We start from the raw sequence: 19,244 nt of genomic DNA, 5'->3' as shown, positions 1-19,244 counted from the left end.
ACCGCTGACGAGACGCCGCGCAGCCAGCAACGACGTGGCCATAGCGAAGGAAGGAGATCCCGGTGGATTACGCCGCGAAGCTCGACGAAGCCCTGAACCGACTGCACGACGAAGGACGCTATCGCACCTTCATCGACATCGAGCGCAAGAAGGGCCAGTTTCCGCACGCCACATGGCGCAAGTCCGATGGCTCCGAGCAGCCGATCACCGTCTGGTGCGGCAACGATTACCTCGGCATGGGCCAGCACCCGGCGGTTCTGGCCGCGATGCACGAGGCGATCGATGCCACCGGCGCCGGCTCGGGCGGCACGCGCAACATCTCGGGCACCACGGTCTATCACAAGCGGCTCGAGGCCGAGCTGGCGGATCTGCACGGCAAGGAGGCCGCGCTGGTGTTCTCCTCGGCCTACATCGCCAATGACGCCACGCTCTCGACCCTGCCGAAGCTGTTTCCCGGCCTGATCATCTATTCCGACGAGCTCAACCACGCTTCGATGATCGAGGGCATCAAGCGCAACGGCGGCGCCAAGCGGATCTTCCGGCACAACGACGTCGCGCACCTGCGCGAGCTGATCGCCGCCGACGACCCGCGCGCGCCGAAGCTCATCGCGTTTGAATCGGTCTACTCGATGGATGGCGATTTCGGCCCCATCGCCGAGATCTGCGATCTGGCGGAGGAGGTCGGCGCGCTGACCTATCTCGACGAGGTGCACGCGGTCGGCATGTACGGCCCGCGCGGCGGGGGCGTGGCCGAGCGCGACCGTCTCTCGCATCGCATCGACATGATCAACGGCACGCTGGGCAAGGCCTTTGGCGTGTTCGGCGGCTACATCGCGGCAAGCGAAAAGATGTGCGACGCGGTGCGCTCCTACGCGCCGGGCTTCATCTTCACGACCTCGATCCCGCCGGCGGTTGCGGCCGGGGCGGCGGCCTCGATCGCCCATCTCAAGCAGGACCAGGGCCTGCGCGAGAGGCACCAGACGCAGGCGAAGATCCTCAAGACGCGACTCAAGGGCATGGGCCTGCCGATCATCGATCACGGCAGTCACATCGTGCCAGTGATCGTCGGCGATCCGGTGCACACCAAGAAGCTCTCGGACATGCTGCTCGACGGGTACGGCATCTACGTCCAGCCGATCAACTTCCCCACCGTGCCGCGCGGCACCGAACGGCTGCGCTTCACGCCCTCGCCGGTGCACGGACCCAAGGAAATGGACAATCTGGTGCGCGCGCTCGATGCGCTGTGGTCGCATTGCGCCCTCAACCGTCAGGAACTCAGCGCCTGATCTTGGCGCAATTTCTCAGAAAGCGGTGATCTTTCGGGACCCTTCCGTTCGCAGGAACGGGAGGGTTTTTCGACTCTTCTGCCCAATCTGCGGGCGGCGCATTTCGCGCCAAGCGGGAGTGATGATTTCGGGATTCGTGAGTGGATAGAGGGGCTTCGGCGCGGTCAAGGCCTTAGGGGAAACTGCACGAACTACGGGCGGACTTGCGCAGAACGACGCTCATCGACCGTCGAATCTCTGTAATTGCAGTTGTGATATGCTAACGTAGCCCTAATAAAACGCGCGACGCGAATCGCGAAAGCGTGAGTGGGCAGGCGAGCTGGGACAGCATCATATTTAGGTTGAACGCATGATCGGGCGGAAATCCTCACGTAGGCCGGACGAGGTCGTCGAAGATGATGGCCCGCGCGGATTTGATGATTTTGCACTGCGGCTTGGCGATGTCATGCGCGGTGAACGCGCCACCATGGGCAAGTCCCTGCTCGACGTTCAGCGCGAGCTGAGGATCAAGGCAAGCTACATCGCCGCGATCGAGAACTGCGATCCCTCCGCCTTCGACACCCCGGGCTTCATCGCTGGCTACGTGCGCTCCTACGCGCGCTATCTTGGCATGGACCCGGACGAGTGCTTCCAGGAATTCTGCGCCGAGAGCGGCTTTTCCGTGGCCCACGGCATGTCCGAGAACGCGTCGACCATCCGCAAGCCGAACTACACCAAGTCCGAGACGCCGCGCCCCGCCGCGCGCGACCCCTTCGCCGAGCCGCGGATGCCCTTCGTGCCCGCAGGCGACAGCCTGCTGTCGCGGATCGAGCCCGGCGCCGTGGCCTCGATGCTGGTGCTGGTCGCGCTGATCGGCGGCATCGGTTACGGCGGCTGGGCCGTCCTGCGCGAGGTGCAGCGCGTGCAGCTGGCCCCGGTCGACCAGACCCCGGTGGTGCTGAGCGAGCTAGACCCGCTCGACGGCGCGGTGGCGCCGGTCGCGGAAGACGGCAGCGAAGGGGACGGGGCCACCCGGACCGCTGGGGCCGGCGCCTTCTCGCCCCCGGGGGCGGATGCGCTGGATCGTCTCTACCGCCCGCAGGCGCTCGACGTGCCGGTTCTGGTCGCGCGCGATGCGCCGATTTCCTCGCTCGATCCGGCCACGGTCGGCGTCTTCGCGCAGCGTGGCACCGTGCCGCCGGGGCCGGTCGCCGCCCCCGACGGCTCCGAGCGCCAGCTGGCGCAGCTCCAATCCGTTGCGCCGCAGATCGGCACCGGCCCGCAGATGACGCTCGTGGCGGTGCGCCCGGCCTGGGTGCGCGTGCGCGGCGACGATGGCAGCGTGCTGCTCGAGCGCGTGATGGACGCGGGCGAGACATGGGCGGTGCCGGCAGGGCAGACCGACCCGAAGCTCAACGTGGGCGAGTCCGGCGCGGTCTACTTCGCGGTCAACGGCAAGACCTACGGCCCGGCCGGGCGCACCGGCACGGTGACCCGCGACCTGTCGCTGCAGCCCGAACTGATCGCCGCGGCCTACACGCCGGCCGACGCGGTGAGCGACAAGGACCTGCAGCGCGTCATGGACGACCTGAGGCAATTCGCAGCGGCGCAGCCGCAGGGCGAACCCGGCCAACCCAAGGTGCTCGAGGACAGCGCCCCCGGCGTGACGATGATCGCCGTGCGCACCGCCTGGGTGCGGGTGCGCGCTGCCGACGGCTCGGTGATCTACGAGGCGACGATGCGCGCCGGCGATACGTTCGAGCTGCCCAGTACTCAGGATCCGGCCACCCTGCGCGTGGGCGAATCCGGCGCGGTCTACTTCGCCGTCAACGGCCAGACCTACGGCCCGGCCGGTGATACCGGCTCGGTGACCTCGAACCTCGCGCTCTCGGTCGACAACCTGACCTCGAGCTATCAGGTCGCCGACATCACGCGGGACGCCGATCTCGAGCGCGTGGTCGCCGAACTCAACAGCGGCACGACCGTCACCGAGTGATCCCGACGTCGTACCCGGACTTGGCGAGCCGAGTCCGGTGTGCGGTGACCGGCAAAGGTGTCACGCAATCGTCTCTGGTCTCATTGCCCGGTCGGCATTAGGTATGGCCGCACGCGAACCACCTGTCCCGAGGAGCCTTGCGGCATGAGCCACAATCCGATCCGTCCCTGGCGCAATATCGAGCGGCGCAAGTCGCGCCGGATCATGGTCGGCAACGTGCCGGTGGGGGGCGACGCCCCGATCTCTGTCCAGACCATGACCAACACGATCACCACCGACGTCAAGGCGACGGTGGCCCAGGTCCAGCGCGCCGCCGAGGCCGGGGCCGACATCGTGCGCGTCTCGGTGCCCGACGAGGACAGCGCCAAGGCGCTGAAGGAGATCGTGCGCGAAAGCCCGGTGCCGATCGTCGCTGACATCCATTTCCACTACAAGCGCGGCATCGAGGCCGCCGAGGCCGGCGCCGCCTGCCTGCGCATCAACCCCGGCAATATCGGCAGCGAGGCCCGCGTGCGCGAGGTCATCGCCGCAGCCCGCGACCATGGCTGCTCGATGCGGATCGGGGTGAATGGGGGCTCGCTCGAGAAGCACCTGCTCGAGAAATACGGCGAGCCGTGCCCCGACGCGATGGTCGAGAGCGCGCTCGATCACATCCGCATCCTCGAGGACAACGATTTCCACGAGTTCAAGATCTCGGTGAAGGCGTCGGACGTGTTCCTGTCGTCGGCCGCCTACATGGGGCTCGCAGAGGTGACCGACAAGCCGATCCACCTCGGCATCACCGAGGCGGGCGGCCTGACCTCGGGCACCATCAAGAGCGCCATCGGCCTTGGTCAGCTGCTGTGGATGGGGATCGGCGACACGCTGCGCGTCTCGCTGTCCGCCGATCCGGTCGAGGAGATCAAGGTCGGTTACGAGATCCTCAAGTCGCTCGGCCTGCGCCATCGCGGCGTCAACATCATCTCCTGCCCGTCCTGCGCCCGTCAGGGCTTTGACGTGATCAAGACGGTCGAGGCGCTGGAAGAGCGGCTCGAGCACATCAAGACGCCGATGTCGCTGTCGATCATCGGCTGCGTGGTGAACGGGCCCGGCGAGGCGCTGATGACCGATGTGGGCTTTACCGGCGGCGGCGCCGGCAGCGGCATGGTCTATCTCGCCGGCAAGGCCAGCCACAAGATGAGCAACGACCAGATGATCGATCACATCGTAGAAGAGGTCGAGAAGAAGGCGGCGCAGATCGAGGCCGAGGCCGAAACGGCCGCCGAAGCCGCGGAGTAATCCCTCTCGGCGCCAAGGTCCCGGGTGTGGCCCGGGGGCGGGCGCCGGCGGTCTGCCGACCTTCACGACATGGCGCAGTGCAAGCCCAGACCTTGTCGTCCCTTGCTCAGGGCCGCGCGTCGATGATCCGCGACGCGATGCCGAGCACCACGTCCTCGCGACCCTCGAGCGTCTCGGCCAGTGCCTCGGCCACCGAGGCCACGCTCTCGTCGCGCGGGCGGCGAATGCCGAAGAGCGGCTCGCGTGACAGGATCGCCACCACCTCGGATTTGCCGTAATCGCCTTCGGTCACCTGCACCGCGAGCCGCGTCGGATCCTCGCTCAGCGACGAGATCGGCCACAGCACACGGATCTTGCGAATGCCGTTATCCACGACGCCGAGCGCGTCGACGGAGGTTTCCTCGGCATTCATGTTGGGCAGGATGTGGAACACCTTGCCGGTGTTGTCGACCACCATCACCCAGAGCGAGGCGCCGGTCAGGTCGGCGGGCAGCTGGATCTCGGCCACCGGGTTCTCGCCGGTGCGGTAGACCCCGGTGAGCACCGGCTTTCCAGTGCCGCCGTCGCCGAGCCAGATCGACACCGGCCCGGAGGGGGTGTTGGGCATCACCGAACGGATGGCGCAAAGATCCTCGTTCAGCGTGCGGGTCTCGACGCGCAGCTTGCGATCGCCGAGGGCCGGGCTCAGGTCGGCACGGAGCGCCTCGGCGATCGCCGGGTCAGAGATGTCGCCGGTGACGGTCACCGTCTCGAAGAGCGCATAGGTCACGCCGTCGCCCTCGAGCAGGCCGAGCGGGCCGCAATCGGCGTGGTCCGCGAGCATCGGGACAAGCGCAGAAGCCTGCAGCCTCTCTGGTCCGGCCAGCAGGTCGGCGCTGACCGCGAGCGCGCCGTCGCGCGCCACGATGGCATCGCGCAGCCTGTCGCGCGTCGAGGTGTCGGGGGCGAGGCCGGTGAGCTTCGCCGTGTTGCTGCTGACCTCGAGATCCCAGCTTTCGAGAGGTGCGAGGCTGGTGAGCAAGGTTGCAACCTCGTCGGTCCAGCCGTCGAAGGGAAGGCCGCTGGCGAGTGTCAGCGCATCCTCGGGCGCGGCCACGCCGGATGCCTCGCCGAAGGCAGCGCTCAGCGCTTGCGCTGCCATCTCGTCGGGGGCGTTGCCGCTCAGATGCGGGGTGGCGCCGGACGTGGCGGCGCTCAGGCGATAGGGCTCGGCATGGGGCAGGGGCTGTGGGAACAGCGCATCAAAGGCGCCGCCCTGCCACAGCGCCACCCCGGCTGCGGCCACCCCCACCACCAGCGCCGCCGCGATCATCCCGCCGCGACCGCCTGCCGTCTTCGTCGACTTCGCGGCGGCCTTTCCCGAGAAAGGTTTCAGCCATCCATCGAGCTTTACCAGCGCCTCGGTGGCATCGCGCGGGCGGTTGCGCAAATCGGGCGCGGCGAGCCAGTCGATCAGGTCCTTCAGCGGGGCATCCAGCCCCGAGGTGTCGAGCGGGCGCGCCTTGGTGCGCACCACCTCGCCGGGATTGGTGCCCACCGCGGGCACCTCGCGCCGCTTCACCGCCAGCAGCGAGGCGCCGAGCGCGTAGAGATCGGCGCGGAAATCCGCATCGCCGTCGAGCTGCTCGGGCGCGGCGTATTCGTATTTACCCGCGAACTGCTTGCCGACGATGGTGCGGGCGCCGGCGGCGGTGTCCTTGGCGATGCCGAAGTCGATGATCGTCGCCCGTTCGGGCGCGCCGCCGCGCAGGATGATGTTGTCGGGTGAGAGATCCCGGTGCACGATGCCCTGCGCATGGGTCGCCACCAGACCCTCGAGCACGCGATGCGCCACGATCAGAAGCTCGCGATCCTCGAGTCGGCGCTGCTCCATCAGGTCGCTGAGCGAGATGCCGTCGACGTAATCCATCACCAGGAAGACATGGCCGTCATCCGAGCGCGAGCAGTCTGAATAGCGCACCACCGCATCGTTGAGGATGCTGCGCATCTCTTCTTCGCGCTTCATCAGCTCGATATATTCCGACTGGCCCGAGAACTGCGCGTTGAGCGCCTTGATCGCCACGTTGCGTTCAGAGATCTGGTTGCGCGCGAGATAGACCTCGCCGGTGCCGCCGCGTCCGAGAACGCCCAGAACCTCGTATGTGTTGTTGAGCACCTGGCCCTTGGAAAAGATGTCCGTCGCGAGCGGGTCCTTGAGCACGATCAGTCCCTCGTGGCCGGCGAGCGCCAAAGCGGTCGATTTTAAAGCGAAATTAGGTTAGTCTGAACGCGTAATACGAGAACGATTATTTCACTACCGGCTGCGCCGGACAATGTTTTTCGCCGGAGATATTGAACCATGGCCACCCGCGGCTCGCAGGAGACGATCAAGCGCAAGGAACTGGTCGGCAAACTCAACCCCACCTGTCTCAAGGCCTTTTCCGAGGCCGCGCAGGCCGCCAAGCGGCGCGGCAACCCGTATGTCGAACTTGTCCATTTCGTTACCGCGCTTGCCGATACCGAGTACTCGGACGTGGCGATTCTGCTCGATGCGGCGGGGGTCGACCGCCACCGCTTCGACGGTGATATCCTCAAGGCCACCGACGCACTGCCGCATGGTGCGAGCGCCGTCGAGGAGTTCTCCGACCACATCTTCCGCGCCATTCAGGAGGCCTGGAGCCTCGCCTCGCTGGATTATGGCGATGACACGGTGCGCTCGGCCTACCTGCTGATCGCGGCGCTGAAGGTGCCGGTGCTCGAAGGGCTGCTCTACAAGATCAGCCTCGAATTCGACAAGATCGATCCCAATGCGATGGCCGGCCAGCTCGACACGCTGCTGGTCGACAGCATCGAACGTCCCGCCACCGCGCCCGAGGATGCGCCCAAGGCCAGGCCCGCGCCGGGCGGCAAATCGGCGCTGGCGCAATACGCCACCGATCTCACCGAGCGCGCGCGGGCGGGCAAGATGGACCCGGTGGTGGGCCGCGACCCCGAAATCCGGCAGATCGTCGACATCCTGCAGCGGCGCAAGCAGAACAACCCGATCCTGACCGGCGAGGCGGGGGTCGGCAAGACCGCGGTGGTCGAGGGCTTTGCCCAGCGGCTGGCGCGTGGCGACGTGCCGCCGCAGCTGCGCAATGTCGATCTGCATATGCTCGACATCGGCCTGATGCAGGCCGGTGCCTCGGTGAAGGGCGAGTTCGAGAAACGCCTGAAGGCGGTGATCGAAGAGGTGCAGAGCTCGGACACCCCGATCATCCTGTTCATCGACGAGGCGCACACGCTGATCGGGGCGGGCGGGGCTGCCGGCACCGGCGATGCCGCCAACCTGCTCAAGCCGCCGCTGGCGCGCGGCGAGCTGCGCACCATCGCCGCCACCACATGGGCCGAGTACAAGCAGCATATCGAGCCCGACCCGGCGCTGACCCGGCGCTTCCAGACGGTGATCGTGGACGAGCCCGACGAGGAGAAGGCGGTGCTGATGTGCCGGGGCGTGGCCGGGGTGCTCGAAAAGCATCACAAGGTCGAGCTTCTCGACGAGAGCATCGAAGCGGCGGTGAAGCTGTCGCATCGTTACATCCCGGCGCGGCAGCTTCCCGACAAGGCGATCAGCCTGCTCGACACCGCCTGCGCCCGCGTCGCGGTGAGCCAGCATGCCACCCCCGCCGAGGTCGAGGATTGCGAGCGTCGTCTGGCGGCGCTCGAGATCGAGGCGGGCATCATCGAACGCGAGGAGGCGATCGGCATCGAAGTCGAGGCCCGCGCCGCCGAGGTGGCGGCGCAGCTTGCCGATGCGCAGTCCTGTCTGGATCGCGCCAACGCGCGCTGGGAGGAGGAAAAGGCCATCGTGGCCCAGATCCTCGACCTGCGCGCCCAGCTGCGCGGCGCCGGGGCCAAGCTCGACGAAACCGGCGAGATCGGCGCCGCGACGCCGCCCGAGTGGGAGGTGGTCGAAGGCGACCTTGCGTTGGCCGAGGCTCCGGCTGAAACCGAGCCGGTGGCCGAGCGCTTCGACCGCACTGCTGCACTCGACAGCCTGCGCGAGCGCATGGCGGCGCTGAGCGCGGCGCAGGGCGAGACGCCGCTGATCCTGCCGGCGGTCGATGCCATGGCCGTGGCCGCGGTGGTGCAGGACTGGACCGGCATTCCCATGGGGCGGATGCTGGCAAGTCAGACCGAGCGCGCCTTGTCCCTGGCGCGGACCCTTGCCGAGCGGGTGGTCGGGCAGGATCACGCCATGGAGATGATCGCGAACCGCATCCAGACCTCAGCCGCCGGCCTCAAGGCGCCCGAGAAGCCGGTGGGCGTGTTCCTGCTCTGCGGCCCTTCGGGCGTCGGCAAGACCGAGACCGCGCTGGCGCTGGCCGAGCTGATGTATGGCGGCGAGGATAACCTCATCTCGATTAACATGAGCGAATACCAGGAGGCGCATACCGTCTCGACGCTGAAAGGGGCGCCTCCGGGCTATGTTGGCTACGGCAAGGGCGGGGTGCTGACCGAGGCGGTGCGGCGCCGGCCCTATTCGGTCGTGCTGCTCGACGAGGTCGAGAAGGCCCACCCGGACGTGCACGAGATCTTCTTTCAGGTCTTCGACAAGGGCATGATGGATGACAGCGAGGGGCGCCGGATCGACTTCAAGAACACGCTGATCCTGCTGACCTCGAATGTTGGCTCGGACGAGATCATGCGCCTGACGAAGGACGGCACCGAGGCGGTCGAAGAGCAGGTGCTGTCCGACGCATTGCGCCCACCGCTTCTCAACGTGTTCCCGGCGGCGCTGCTGGGGCGGGTGGTGACGATCCCGTATTACCCGCTCTCGGACACGATGATCGAGGCCATCGCCGGCCACAAGCTGCGCGGTATCGCCAAGCGGCTGGGCGAGGGATACGGCGCCGATCTGGTGATGGGCGAGGGCGCGATGCAGGTGATCAAGGACCGCTGCACCGAGATCGAGAGCGGCGGACGGATGATCGATGCCATCCTGACCAACACCCTGCTGCCCGAGCTGAGCCGGCGCATCCTGTCGTATCAGATGGAGAATAAAGCGCTGCACAGGGTCACCGTGACCGGCGGACCCTCGGGCTTCGGCTACGCGTTCGACTAGGGTCGCTGTCCGGCGCTTTCGAGGCTCCGGGCGAGCCAAGCACCTGCAACTATTGAGTGAATCTTGACCCAACGTCAGTCTTTGTTTTCAGTGAGCCGCTTTTTCGGGCATTGAAAACCTTACCTCCAATATTGTTGCCAGAATCAAGTACTTCTGTAACACTTTGTTTCGTTAATTCATTTTTAAGAGGCCATTTCGCATGGAGTTCGTTTCGCTCCTGGCGCCCGTAGAAGGCGATCAGCCTTCTGGTGCCGAGTTGAGAAATGATGGTCGGTTCCACGCCATCGAGCGTTTGCTCGAGGTCTCCGACAGAACTGTGCGCCTCAAGGAAGACGGTACCATCAACGAGGCGGCGGCCTCGGTCCCTTGGCAACAGATCATGGACGAGGGCCGCGCGCTCTCTGCCGATGGTCGCGATCTGCGACTCTTGGTCATCCTCGTACGGGCCGCCTACGGCACCGAGGGCTTCGAAGGGCTGCGCCACGGGCTCGAGCTGCTGACCCGGACGCTGGCCGAGCATTGGGACAGCCTGCACCCGGCGCTGCGCGACCGGCCCGATCCCAAGATGGCGGTGCTGCCGCGCTCCAACGCGCTGCGCCAGCTCGAGAATGACGACAACGGCTTGCTTGGCGATTTGCGCTGGGGCTACGTCCTGACCCCGCGCGGCATCGGCCCGATCAGCGGCGATGACCTCGCGCAGGCGGGGCTGAGCGATTTCGAGATGCTCAACCGCGCGGCCTCGGGCCTCAGTCAGGCCGAGAAGGACGCGCTGCTCTCGAAGCACGGCCAGCGGGTGAACAGGGTGACTGCGGCGACACGCGCACTCGCCACGGAGGAGAGTGCGCGCGCCGACGCGATGATCGCGGATCTGGTGGCCTGCGAGGCGGGCCTCAAGGCGCTGTGCGCCGCGTTCGATGAGCGCGCCGGGCTGCCAGAGGGGCAGGGCCTGATCCTGCCCGAGCTGCTCGCGTTTCTCGAGCGCTGCCGCGCCAGCCTCGAGACCGGGCGGGCCGCCGTGGCAGGGGCGTCCACGTCAGAGACACCACCCGCCGCGCCCGCGCCGGATGATGCGGTCGCGCCATCCGTCGCCGGCCCCGCGCCTGCCGCCGCCGCACCGGCCGCACCGGCCGCGCCGGCGGTCGACGGCGCGATCCGCAACCGCGCCGATGTCGAGACGTCGCTCGACCGCATCGTCGCATTTTACGAGCGCACCGAGCCCTCCTCGCCGATCCCGCATCTCGCCCGGCGGATGCGGCGCATGGTGGCGATGGATTTCTTGGAGCTGATGGAAGAGATCGCGCCCTCGGGACTGAAGGAATTCCGCAACATCGCCGGGGTCGACGACACGAAGAAATAGGGACACAGGAAAGGTATTCGGATGGCCGACAGCAAGCAGAAAGTCATTGAACGAAACCGGGCCCCCCGGGTTCAGATCGCCTATGACGTGGAGCATTACGGCAGCCCCACGACCATCGAGCTGCCTTTCGTGATGGGGGTTCTGGCGGACCTGTCCGGGGCCTCCGAGACCCCTGAGGCCAAGAAGCCGATCGGCGAGCGCAATTTCGTCGAGACCGATGCCGGACGCTTCAACAAGTTCATGGAAGCGCTGGCTCCGCGGGTGAAGGCACGGGTGAAGAACACCCTCCCGGCGGACGAGGGCGAGGCGGCGGACGAGGAGATGTTCGTCGATCTCAGCTTCAAGAGCATGAGCGATTTCGCCCCCGACAAGGTCGCCGAACAGGTGCCGGCGCTCAACGAGCTTCTGGGGATGCGCCGCAAGCTCGAGGAACTGCTCAGCTACATGGATGGCAAGGTCGATGCCGAAAAGCGCATCGCCCAGCTTCTCAACAACGAGCCGCTGCTGGCGCAGGCCGCCGAGCAGGCCATGGCCGCGCAGGCCGACAGCAAGGAGGACTGACGCATGGCGCAGGAACAGAAGACCGACGCCGCTGGCGCAACCGAGGCCGAAGCGCTCGACCTCGGGGAGTTCTCCTCGCTGCTCGAGAAGGATTTCCGCGTCAAGGACGCCGAGAGCGACAAGCTGCAGTCGCTGGTCGCCAACCTTGCGGTGGCGGCGAAGGAGAAGTCGGGCACCGCGACGATTTCGGGCAACGCGGTGAAATCGATCAAGTCGCTGATCGCGGGCATCGATCAGATGCTGTCGAAGCAGATGAACGAAATCCTGCACGCCCCGGAGGTGCGCGAGATCGAGGGCACCTGGCGCGGGCTGCATTACCTCGTGAACAACACCGAAACGGATCAGAAGCTGAAGATCCGGGTGATGAACATGAAGAAGGACGAGCTGGCCGATCACCTCGAGGATTACGAGGGCCAGATGTGGGACCAGTCGGCGGTCTTCAAGAAGATCTACTCGGACGAGTACTCGATGTTCGGGGGCGAGCCCTTCGGCGCCATCGTCGGGGCCTACGAGTTCAGCCACAAGCCCAAGGACGTGGGCATGTTGCGCAATCTCAGTGGCATCTGCGCCTCGGCGCACGCCCCGTTCATCGCCGCCGCCGCGCCGCAGCTGTTCCGCATGGAAAGCTGGCAGGAACTGCCCAACCCGCAGGATCTCGAGCAGATCGTGTCGAGCCCGGAATATGCCAGCTGGCAGTCGCTGCGCGAATCCGAGGATGCGCGCTATATCGGCCTGACCATGCCGCGGGTGCTCGGGCGTCTGCCCTATGGCGCCGAGACGGTGCCGGTGAAGGGCTTCGACTTCGAGGAAGAGCTCGACGGCCAGCACGACCATTACGTCTGGATGAATGCGGCCTTCGCCATGGGCGTGAACATCAACCGCAGCCACAAGATCTCGGGCTGGGGGACGCAGATCCGGGGCGTGGAATCCGGCGGCACGGTGATGAACCTGCCGGTGCACACTTTCCCCACCGACGACGGCTCGGTGGCGATGAAATGCCCCACCGAGATCGCCATCGACGACCGGCGCGAGGCGGAACTCGCCAAGCTCGGCATGATGCCCATCCTGCACCGCAAGAACACCGACGTGGCCGCCTTCATCGGGGCACACTCCTTGCAGGATGACGAAACGCGGGCCGGCAAGCTGCTCGACCCGGATGCGCAGGCCAACGAACGCCTGTCGGCGAACCTTCCCTATCTGTTTCCGGTCAGCCGGTTCGCCCATTACCTCAAAGCCATCGCGCGCGACAAAGTCGGAAGCTTCAAGGAACGCGCCGATATGCAGGTTTGGCTGGGAGAGTGGATTAACCGCTACGTCCTCGCCAATCCGGCCATGGCCGATGACAAGGCCAAGGCCCGACGACCGCTTGCCGCCGCCGAGGTGCAGGTGGACAGCGTCGAGGGACGTCCCGGGTATTACAACGCCCGCTTCTACCTTCGGCCGCATTACCAGCTGGAGGGGATCAACGCGAGCCTGAGGCTCGTCTCCGAGCTGCCCTCCGTGAAATCGTAATACTGAATTTGAAGCAAATGGAGAGGTAGAATGGCATTTACCGGCTATCTGAAAATCCCGGATATCGACGGCGAGTCGCAGCGCGCCGACCATGAGGACGAGATCGACATCACCGACATCATGTGGTCGGTCGAGCAGGCCGCCACCGCCCAAACCGGCCGTGGCCGGGCGCGCTCGCGCGCGGAGGTCTCGTCGCTCTACTGCAAGAAGGTCTACGATGCCTCTTCGCCCTATATCGCGCTCGCCGCGATGCAGGCGAAGAGCTTTAAGGACGTGATCGTGACGGTGCGGCGGGACTCGGGCGATGCCCATCTCGACTACCTCACCATCACCATGACCAACACGATCATCTCGAGATACGAGATCGACGGCGTCGGACGGATCACCGATTCCGAGGGCATCGAGCGTGAAGGTCAGGAGCTTCAGGAAAAGATCGGCTTCGCGTTCGAGAACATCAAGATCAAGTACGTTGTCCAGGAAGAGGATCACTCTGCCGGAGACGAGCACGAGGTCGAGTTCGACATCGCCATGGGGGCCTGAGGCGCGCCGATGAGCACTCCCCATGCCCGAAAGTAGCAAGTCGCAGGCCGTGTCCCGGCAGGAAGTTGTCCAGCCGTCCCTCTGGGACCGGTTGGTCAACGACCTGCCGGGGCTTGCGGCCGAGGCCGATGCCCTGTCGCGCGATCTCGCGGCGGTGCTGGGCACGGCCGAAGAGGTCGGCGTGCTGCTCGAGGGCGGCCTGCGCGGCATCGAGCGCCGCGACGGCCTCGACGACGAGACCCGCGTTCTCGCGCGGCGCCTGTTCGGGCTGCGCACGCGGCAGAGGATGCTCGAGGACAGCGGCATCGTGGTCACCGCGGATGTCCTGCGCGAGGCCGTGCGGCGCGACATCGAGATCCTGTTCAACACCGAGCGGCTGGAGGCGGATTTCTTGCTGACCGAGCGCGAAATGCTGGACCACCAGAGCCCCGGGGCGCTTCTTGCGGAGTTTCCCGAGGTGCGCCGCAGCGTGCTCAATTACGGTGTGCCGTCGTTCTCGGGGCGCAATGGGCTGGATTTCGACGCCGACGCGCTGGCACGCGAACTCAAGCTGGTGATGAACACCTTCGAACCGCGCCTCAAACGCGACAGCGTCCGGGTCAAAGTCGAGCGCTCGGCGAAGGCCGGGCTGGTGATCCACATCGAGGGCACGCTGCTGCTCTCGCCGGTGCCCGAGCGAATGCGCCTGTCGACCACGATCGACCTCGACAACGGCAATGCCCGCACCACGCTGGAGGAGCGCTGATGGACGCGGTCTTCCTTGATTACTACGAAGAGGAGCTTGGCCATATCCGCGGGCTGGCGCAGGAATTCGCCGCGCTGCATCCCAACGTGGCGCGCAATCTCGCGCTCGACGCGGTGCCGTGCCCTGACCCGTATGTCGAGCGCCTGCTCGAGGGGGTGGCCTTCCTTGCCGCGCGCACCCGGCTCAAGGTCGATGCCGAGGCGAGCCGCTACGTGCGCAACCTGCTCGACATGCTCTATCCCGATCTCGCCGGGCCGTCCCCGGCGATGTCGATGGCGCGCATGGGGCCGGGGCCGCAGGTCGAGCGGATGCTCGACGGCTATCGCATGAAGCGCGGCACGCGGCTGGTCTCGGGGCTGCGCGAGGGTCTGCAGACCCGCTGCACCTACACCACCGCACAGGAGGTGCATCTCTGGCCGATCAGGCTCGGCGCGGCGCGGTACCTGCCGGATCGTGGCGCGCTGGCGCAGGCGGGGGTGAGCCAGGCGCTGACCCGCGAAGCCTCGGCCGGGCTGCTTGTCGAGATCGAGCGGCAGGGGGCGGGGGCGCTGTCGGACCTGTCGCTCGACCGGCTCGACGTCTATCTCGGCACCGGCGCTCGCGGCGGCGCGCTGTTTGACGCGGTGTTCGGCTTCGGGGCAGGGGCCGCGGCACGGCCCGCCGACGGACGCACCCCGTTCCGCCGGGTGGGCGCGCCGCAGATGGTCGGCCTCTCCGACGGCGAGGCGCTGCTGCCACGGGTGCGGCCCTCGTTCGAGGGGTACCGGCTGCTGCGCGAGTATTTCCTGATGCCCGAGCGCTTCCACTATCTCCGGCTCGACGGGCTCGCCCCGGTGATCCGCGCCTGCGACACCGGCAAGGCCGAGATCGTGGTGCTGTTGAGCGAGGCGCGCGGCGCGCTTGCCAGCACCTCGGCGCAGGACCTGAGCCTGTTCGTGAGCCCGGTGGTCAACCTCTTCGAGCACGAGTGCAACCTCGTGGAGCTGCGCCGCAACCGCTCGGCCCATATCGTGCAGGCCGACCGCACCCGCCCCAAGGATTACGAAATCTACCGCCTGCTGCGGGTCGAGGACGCCGAAGCCGACGGCCCTCGGGCACGGGTCAAGCCGCTGTTCTCGACCGAGGTCAGCGCCGACAGCGGCGCGGTCTATTCCGCCGAGCGCCGTCCGCGCCTGCCCGACACCGAAGAGGTGCGCCGTGGCCAGACCCGCTCGAGCTATGCGGGCGACGATTTCTACCTCTCGATCGCTCGCCCGGCGGGGGGCGAGGCGACCAAGCCGCTGCACCGGCTCGATGTGCGGGCCCTCTGCACCAACCGCGATCTGCCGATCCTCGACGACATGCCCAAGCTCACCCTCGAGACCGGCGATCCGGTGCAGGAGATCCGCCTGCTGCGCAACATGCGCCGGCCGCGCCCTTCGCTGCGCTCGAGCCTGCCGCACGGCGCGGGCGGCGAGGGACAGCTCGATCACCTGACATGGCGCTGGATCAGCCAGCTCGGCCTCAACAACATCTCGCTGACCGAGAGCCGCGACGGTGCCGAGCCGCTGCAGGCGCTGATCGCGCTCTATGCCGATCGCGGCGACCCGAGCCTGCGCCGCCACGGCGAGAGCGTCGAGGGCATCGAGGCGCGCTCGATCGTCGAGCGGTTGCAACGCGCTGGGCCGATCTGCTTCGGGCGCGGCACCGAGATCACCCTGCTGGTCAACGACCAGATGCTTTCGGGCGGCAGCGACCTGCTGCTCTCAGCGCTGCTGTCGCGGCTGTTCGCGCGCCACGCGGCGATCAATTCCTTCATCCGGACCCGCACGAAACTGACCCATCAGCAGACGGAGGTGACATGGCCGATGACGCCGGGCACACGCGCGCTGATCTGAGCGCCGCGCCCCCCTCGGCGGAGGAGATCGCCGAGATGGATTTCTTCGAGTTGCTGCGCCAGCTCGAGACCGGAGGCCGCCGCTTCGGACGCTCCGGCGATGCCGGGCGCGAGCCTGCCCGGCTGGGTCAGTCGGCGCGGATGAGCTTTGCCACCTCCGATCTCGCGGCCTTCACGCCTGAGAGGGGTGATCACCCGGCGCAGGTCACGGTCAACCTGCTGGGGCTGATCGGGCCCGAGGGGCCGATGCCGCTGCACATGACGCGCTGGATCCTGCAGCGCCTGTCGAACCGCTGGTTCTCGGGCGAGAGCGAGGGCGTCACCGCCGACACCTCCTTTCTTGAATTCGCCAACCTGCTGCAGCACCGGATGATCGCGCTTTACTGGCGCGCCTGGGCCGACACCCGGCCCGAGATCCACATCGCCCAGAGCGACGGCGCGCGCATCACCGCGATGCTGCGCGCCCTGGCGGGGATCGGGCTGCCCGGAGAGCTGACCGGCGACCGCCGGCTCGACGGCTCCAAGCTGCACCACGCCACCTCGCTGGCGCAGGAGGTGCGCAGCCCCGAGCGGTTGGCGCGCTTCCTCGAGACGGTGCTCGAGATGCCGGTGCGCATCGCCGAGTTCTGCGGCCACTGGATCGAGATCCCCGAACCGCTGCAGACCCGCGTGGGGCGGCAATATTGCGGCCTCGGCACCGGGGCGGTGGTGGGCGCGCGCAGCTATGACCGGCAGTCTCGCGCCGAGGTCCGGCTCGGGCCGCTGTCGCTGGCGCAGTTCACCACCTTCCTCGGTGATACAGCGGCGTGGGACCGGCTGCGTCATGCGGTGGTCTTTGCCATGGGGCGCGACCTCGATTTCGGCCTGCGCCTCGTGCTGCGCGCCGACGAGGTGCCCGAGGCGCGCCTCGGCGCGGGGAGGCTGGGGCAAACGCTTTGGCTCGACCCGGTGGCGGGGCGCGATGGCGACGAGCTCTGTTTCGGCAGCCTCACCGAGCGCACCGGAGCGGCGGCGGGAGGGGCATCATGAGCCTGCGACTGGTGATCGAGGCGGCCCCGCGCCCGCAGGCGGTGACCGAGATGGTCTTTGACGGCGGGCGGCTCAGCATCGGGCGCAGCGACGATGCCGACTGGCAGCTCGACGATCCCGAGATGTTCGTGTCGCGCCGGCATTGCGTGCTGTCGGACGAGGACGGACGGGTGATGGTCACCGATGCCTCCTCTGGCGGGCTGTTCATCGACAACGCCGCCAACCCGGTGGGCACCGGCAACGCGGTGCCGCTGGAGCCGGGGATGCGGCTGCGGCTGGGGGATTTCACCCTGCGCGTGGAGACGGCCAGTGCTGCTTTGGATGCGCCGAACAGTGGCGCCGTGGCGCCCGAGAGGGGGGGGGCTGGCGGTTTCGATTTCGGCCCGCCCGAGGAGGTTGCCCTGCCGCCCGAGCGCCCGGCCTCGCTGCCCGATCCCTTCGGTCTGCGCCGCGATGGGGAGGAGGCGCTGAGCTGGGAGAAGGACGCGCCCAGACCGCCGAGGCCGCTGGATCAGGCCGACCCGTTCGAGCTTGATCTGCGTGGCGCGGCCCCGGGCGCGCCGCGGCGCGAGGACGCGGCACCGCGCCAGCGCGAGCGGCCCGGACGGGGCTATTTCTCAGACGAAGAGGACATCGGTGCGCGCCGCTCTGGTACTGAAGCCGCGCCCGACCCGGAGCAGTCGCCGCGTCGGTCCGGCCTGTTCGCCGATCTCTCGGCAGGGCTTGCGCCGCCCGTGGCGCAGGTCGATCCACCCGAAGAGCCGGACGGGGATGAGACGCCGATCCTGCCGGCAGAGGTTTCTTTCGGCCCGCCAGCCGCGCCGGAGCCGGAGAGCGCGCCCGAGCCGCGTGCCGAGCCGTGCGTGGCTGCCGTCGCGCGACCGGTGGAGCGCACCCATCCGCCTGCCGCCTCCGTGCCGCCGGCCCAGCCCCGGCAGCCCGCAGCCAGCGCTCCGTCACCGGCGAGCGGGCAGGGCGACCGGCTCGAGGCGCTGTTGCGGGGCATGGGGCTCGAGCCCGGGGGCCGCGACGACTGGAGCGATGCCGACATCGAGCGCATCGGTGCGGCCATGCGCGCCATGGTCGAGGGCGTCATGCTGCTGCTGCGCACCCGCGCCAAGGAGCGCCAGAAGGTGCGCGTGGCCCAGACCATCATCGCCAGCCAGGACGTCAACCCGCTGAAATTCCTCGCCACCACCGAGGAGGGGCTCGAGGCGCTGATCCGCCCGCGCGGGCGTGGATATCTCGCGCCCGAAGCGGCGCTGGCCGAGGCGTTCCGCGATCTCACCGATCATCAGGTGCGGACCTGGTCGGCGCTGCAGACCGCGCTGCGTCGCATGGTCGACAAGTTCGATCCCGCCGAGATCTCTCGCGAGATGGAGACTGTCGGCCTGCTCGAGAGCCTGATCGCGGGCGGGCGCAGCGCCAAGCTGTGGCAGCTTTACGAGGAGCGTTACCGCGAAATCGCGCGCTCCGCCGAGGAGCAGTTCCTCGGCGAGGTCGGGGCGGATTTCCGCGACGCCTATGAAAACCAGAGGAGGGACTGACATGCTGATCCATCGTCGCAATTTCCTTATCACCGGAGGCTGCGGGCTGGCGCTGGCGGGCTGCATGGAGACCGCAGCACCGGTGATGACCGTGCGGGTTTCGGGCGCGGCCGGGATGAACCCCGGCCCCGACGGCGCCGACCGTCCGGTCACCGTAAGCGTGCTCCAGCTCTCGGGCTCCAGCGCCTTCGACGCGGCGGACCCCTTCGCGCTGCAGGACCCGGCCACGGCGCTTGGCGGTGAACTGGTCCGGTCGGACCAGATCGTGCTTGCGCCCGGTGCCACCGCCACCCGCCCCATCACGTTGCAGACCGGCGTCACCACCATCGGCGTCACCGCCGGCTTCCGCGACCCCGCGGGCAAGATCGTGCGCCGCAAGATCGCCGCCCCCGCCGAGGATATCGGCCTGATGATCTCGGTCGGCAGCGGCGGCCTGAGCGTGACCACCGCCTGAA

At 67.6% G+C, this 19,244-nt stretch carries 14 protein-coding genes; 13 read left to right on the top strand and 1 reads right to left on the bottom strand.

The annotated features are described in order from the left end of the window. Window positions 1-62: 62 nt before the first annotated feature. From hemA to ispG, 3 genes are all read left to right on the top strand, one after another. Complete coding sequence (gene hemA, locus LCM15_RS14495; protein ID WP_224857607.1) at window positions 63-1,286, top strand: 5-aminolevulinate synthase; 1,224 nt, start codon at window positions 63-65, stop codon at window positions 1,284-1,286. A 349-nt stretch (window positions 1,287-1,635) separates the two neighbouring features. Further along, complete coding sequence (locus LCM15_RS14490) at window positions 1,636-3,261, top strand: helix-turn-helix domain-containing protein (protein ID WP_224857605.1); 1,626 nt, start codon at window positions 1,636-1,638, stop codon at window positions 3,259-3,261. Window positions 3,262-3,405: 144 nt separating this feature from the next. Continuing rightward, a complete protein-coding gene (gene ispG / locus LCM15_RS14485) occupies window positions 3,406-4,539 on the top strand; it encodes a flavodoxin-dependent (E)-4-hydroxy-3-methylbut-2-enyl-diphosphate synthase (RefSeq protein ID WP_224857603.1) in 1,134 nt (377 codons plus the stop codon). A gap of 106 nt (window positions 4,540-4,645) precedes the next feature. Here the strand turns inward: ispG and LCM15_RS14480 are convergent, their stop codons facing one another. Further along, window positions 4,646-6,769 carry a serine/threonine protein kinase gene (locus tag LCM15_RS14480; protein ID WP_224857601.1) on the bottom strand — a complete coding sequence of 708 codons (2,124 nt, stop codon included), beginning with the start codon at window positions 6,767-6,769 and terminating at the stop codon, window positions 4,646-4,648. A gap of 108 nt (window positions 6,770-6,877) precedes the next feature. Here LCM15_RS14480 and tssH point away from each other — a divergent pair, with 108 nt between their 5' ends. From tssH to tssJ, 10 genes are all read left to right on the top strand, one after another. Further along, on the top strand, window positions 6,878-9,622 hold the full coding sequence (gene tssH / locus LCM15_RS14475; protein ID WP_224857599.1) for a type VI secretion system ATPase TssH: 2,745 nt from the start codon (window positions 6,878-6,880) through the stop codon (window positions 9,620-9,622). A gap of 199 nt (window positions 9,623-9,821) precedes the next feature. Further along, window positions 9,822-10,979 (top strand): type VI secretion system protein TssA, encoded by a 1,158-nt coding sequence (gene tssA / locus LCM15_RS14470; protein ID WP_224857597.1) that lies wholly within the window; start codon window positions 9,822-9,824, stop codon window positions 10,977-10,979. Window positions 10,980-11,000: 21 nt separating this feature from the next. Continuing rightward, complete coding sequence (gene tssB, locus LCM15_RS14465) at window positions 11,001-11,540, top strand: type VI secretion system contractile sheath small subunit (protein ID WP_224857595.1); 540 nt, start codon at window positions 11,001-11,003, stop codon at window positions 11,538-11,540. Between the two features lie 3 nt (window positions 11,541-11,543). Further along, window positions 11,544-13,052, top strand: a complete 1,509-nt coding sequence (tssC, locus tag LCM15_RS14460; protein ID WP_224857593.1) for a type VI secretion system contractile sheath large subunit — start codon at window positions 11,544-11,546, stop codon at window positions 13,050-13,052. A gap of 30 nt (window positions 13,053-13,082) precedes the next feature. After that, entirely contained in the window at window positions 13,083-13,592 is a 510-nt protein-coding gene (locus LCM15_RS14455; RefSeq protein ID WP_224857591.1) for an Hcp family type VI secretion system effector, read from the top strand. A 22-nt stretch (window positions 13,593-13,614) separates the two neighbouring features. Further along, window positions 13,615-14,337, top strand: a complete 723-nt coding sequence (gene tssE / locus LCM15_RS14450; protein ID WP_224857590.1) for a type VI secretion system baseplate subunit TssE — start codon at window positions 13,615-13,617, stop codon at window positions 14,335-14,337. Next, on the top strand, window positions 14,337-16,214 hold the full coding sequence (gene tssF, locus LCM15_RS14445; RefSeq protein WP_224857589.1) for a type VI secretion system baseplate subunit TssF: 1,878 nt from the start codon (window positions 14,337-14,339) through the stop codon (window positions 16,212-16,214). Before tssE ends, tssF begins: the two co-directional genes overlap by 1 nt. Continuing rightward, window positions 16,178-17,242, top strand: a complete 1,065-nt coding sequence (gene tssG / locus LCM15_RS14440; protein WP_224857588.1) for a type VI secretion system baseplate subunit TssG — start codon at window positions 16,178-16,180, stop codon at window positions 17,240-17,242. Before tssF ends, tssG begins: the two co-directional genes overlap by 37 nt. Continuing rightward, on the top strand, window positions 17,239-18,789 hold the full coding sequence (gene tagH / locus LCM15_RS14435) for a type VI secretion system-associated FHA domain protein TagH (protein WP_224857587.1): 1,551 nt from the start codon (window positions 17,239-17,241) through the stop codon (window positions 18,787-18,789). The genes tssG and tagH overlap by 4 nt, the downstream gene beginning before the upstream one ends. 1 nt (window position 18,790) lies before the next feature. Beyond that, window positions 18,791-19,243, top strand: a complete 453-nt coding sequence (gene tssJ, locus LCM15_RS14430) for a type VI secretion system lipoprotein TssJ (RefSeq protein WP_224857586.1) — start codon at window positions 18,791-18,793, stop codon at window positions 19,241-19,243. Window position 19,244 lies beyond the last annotated feature (1 nt).

It is taken from the genome of Salipiger bermudensis (assembly GCF_020171625.1).
GTDB lineage: Bacteria > Pseudomonadota > Alphaproteobacteria > Rhodobacterales > Rhodobacteraceae > Salipiger > Salipiger bermudensis_B.
This window is presented reverse-complemented; position numbering and strand designations above follow the sequence as displayed.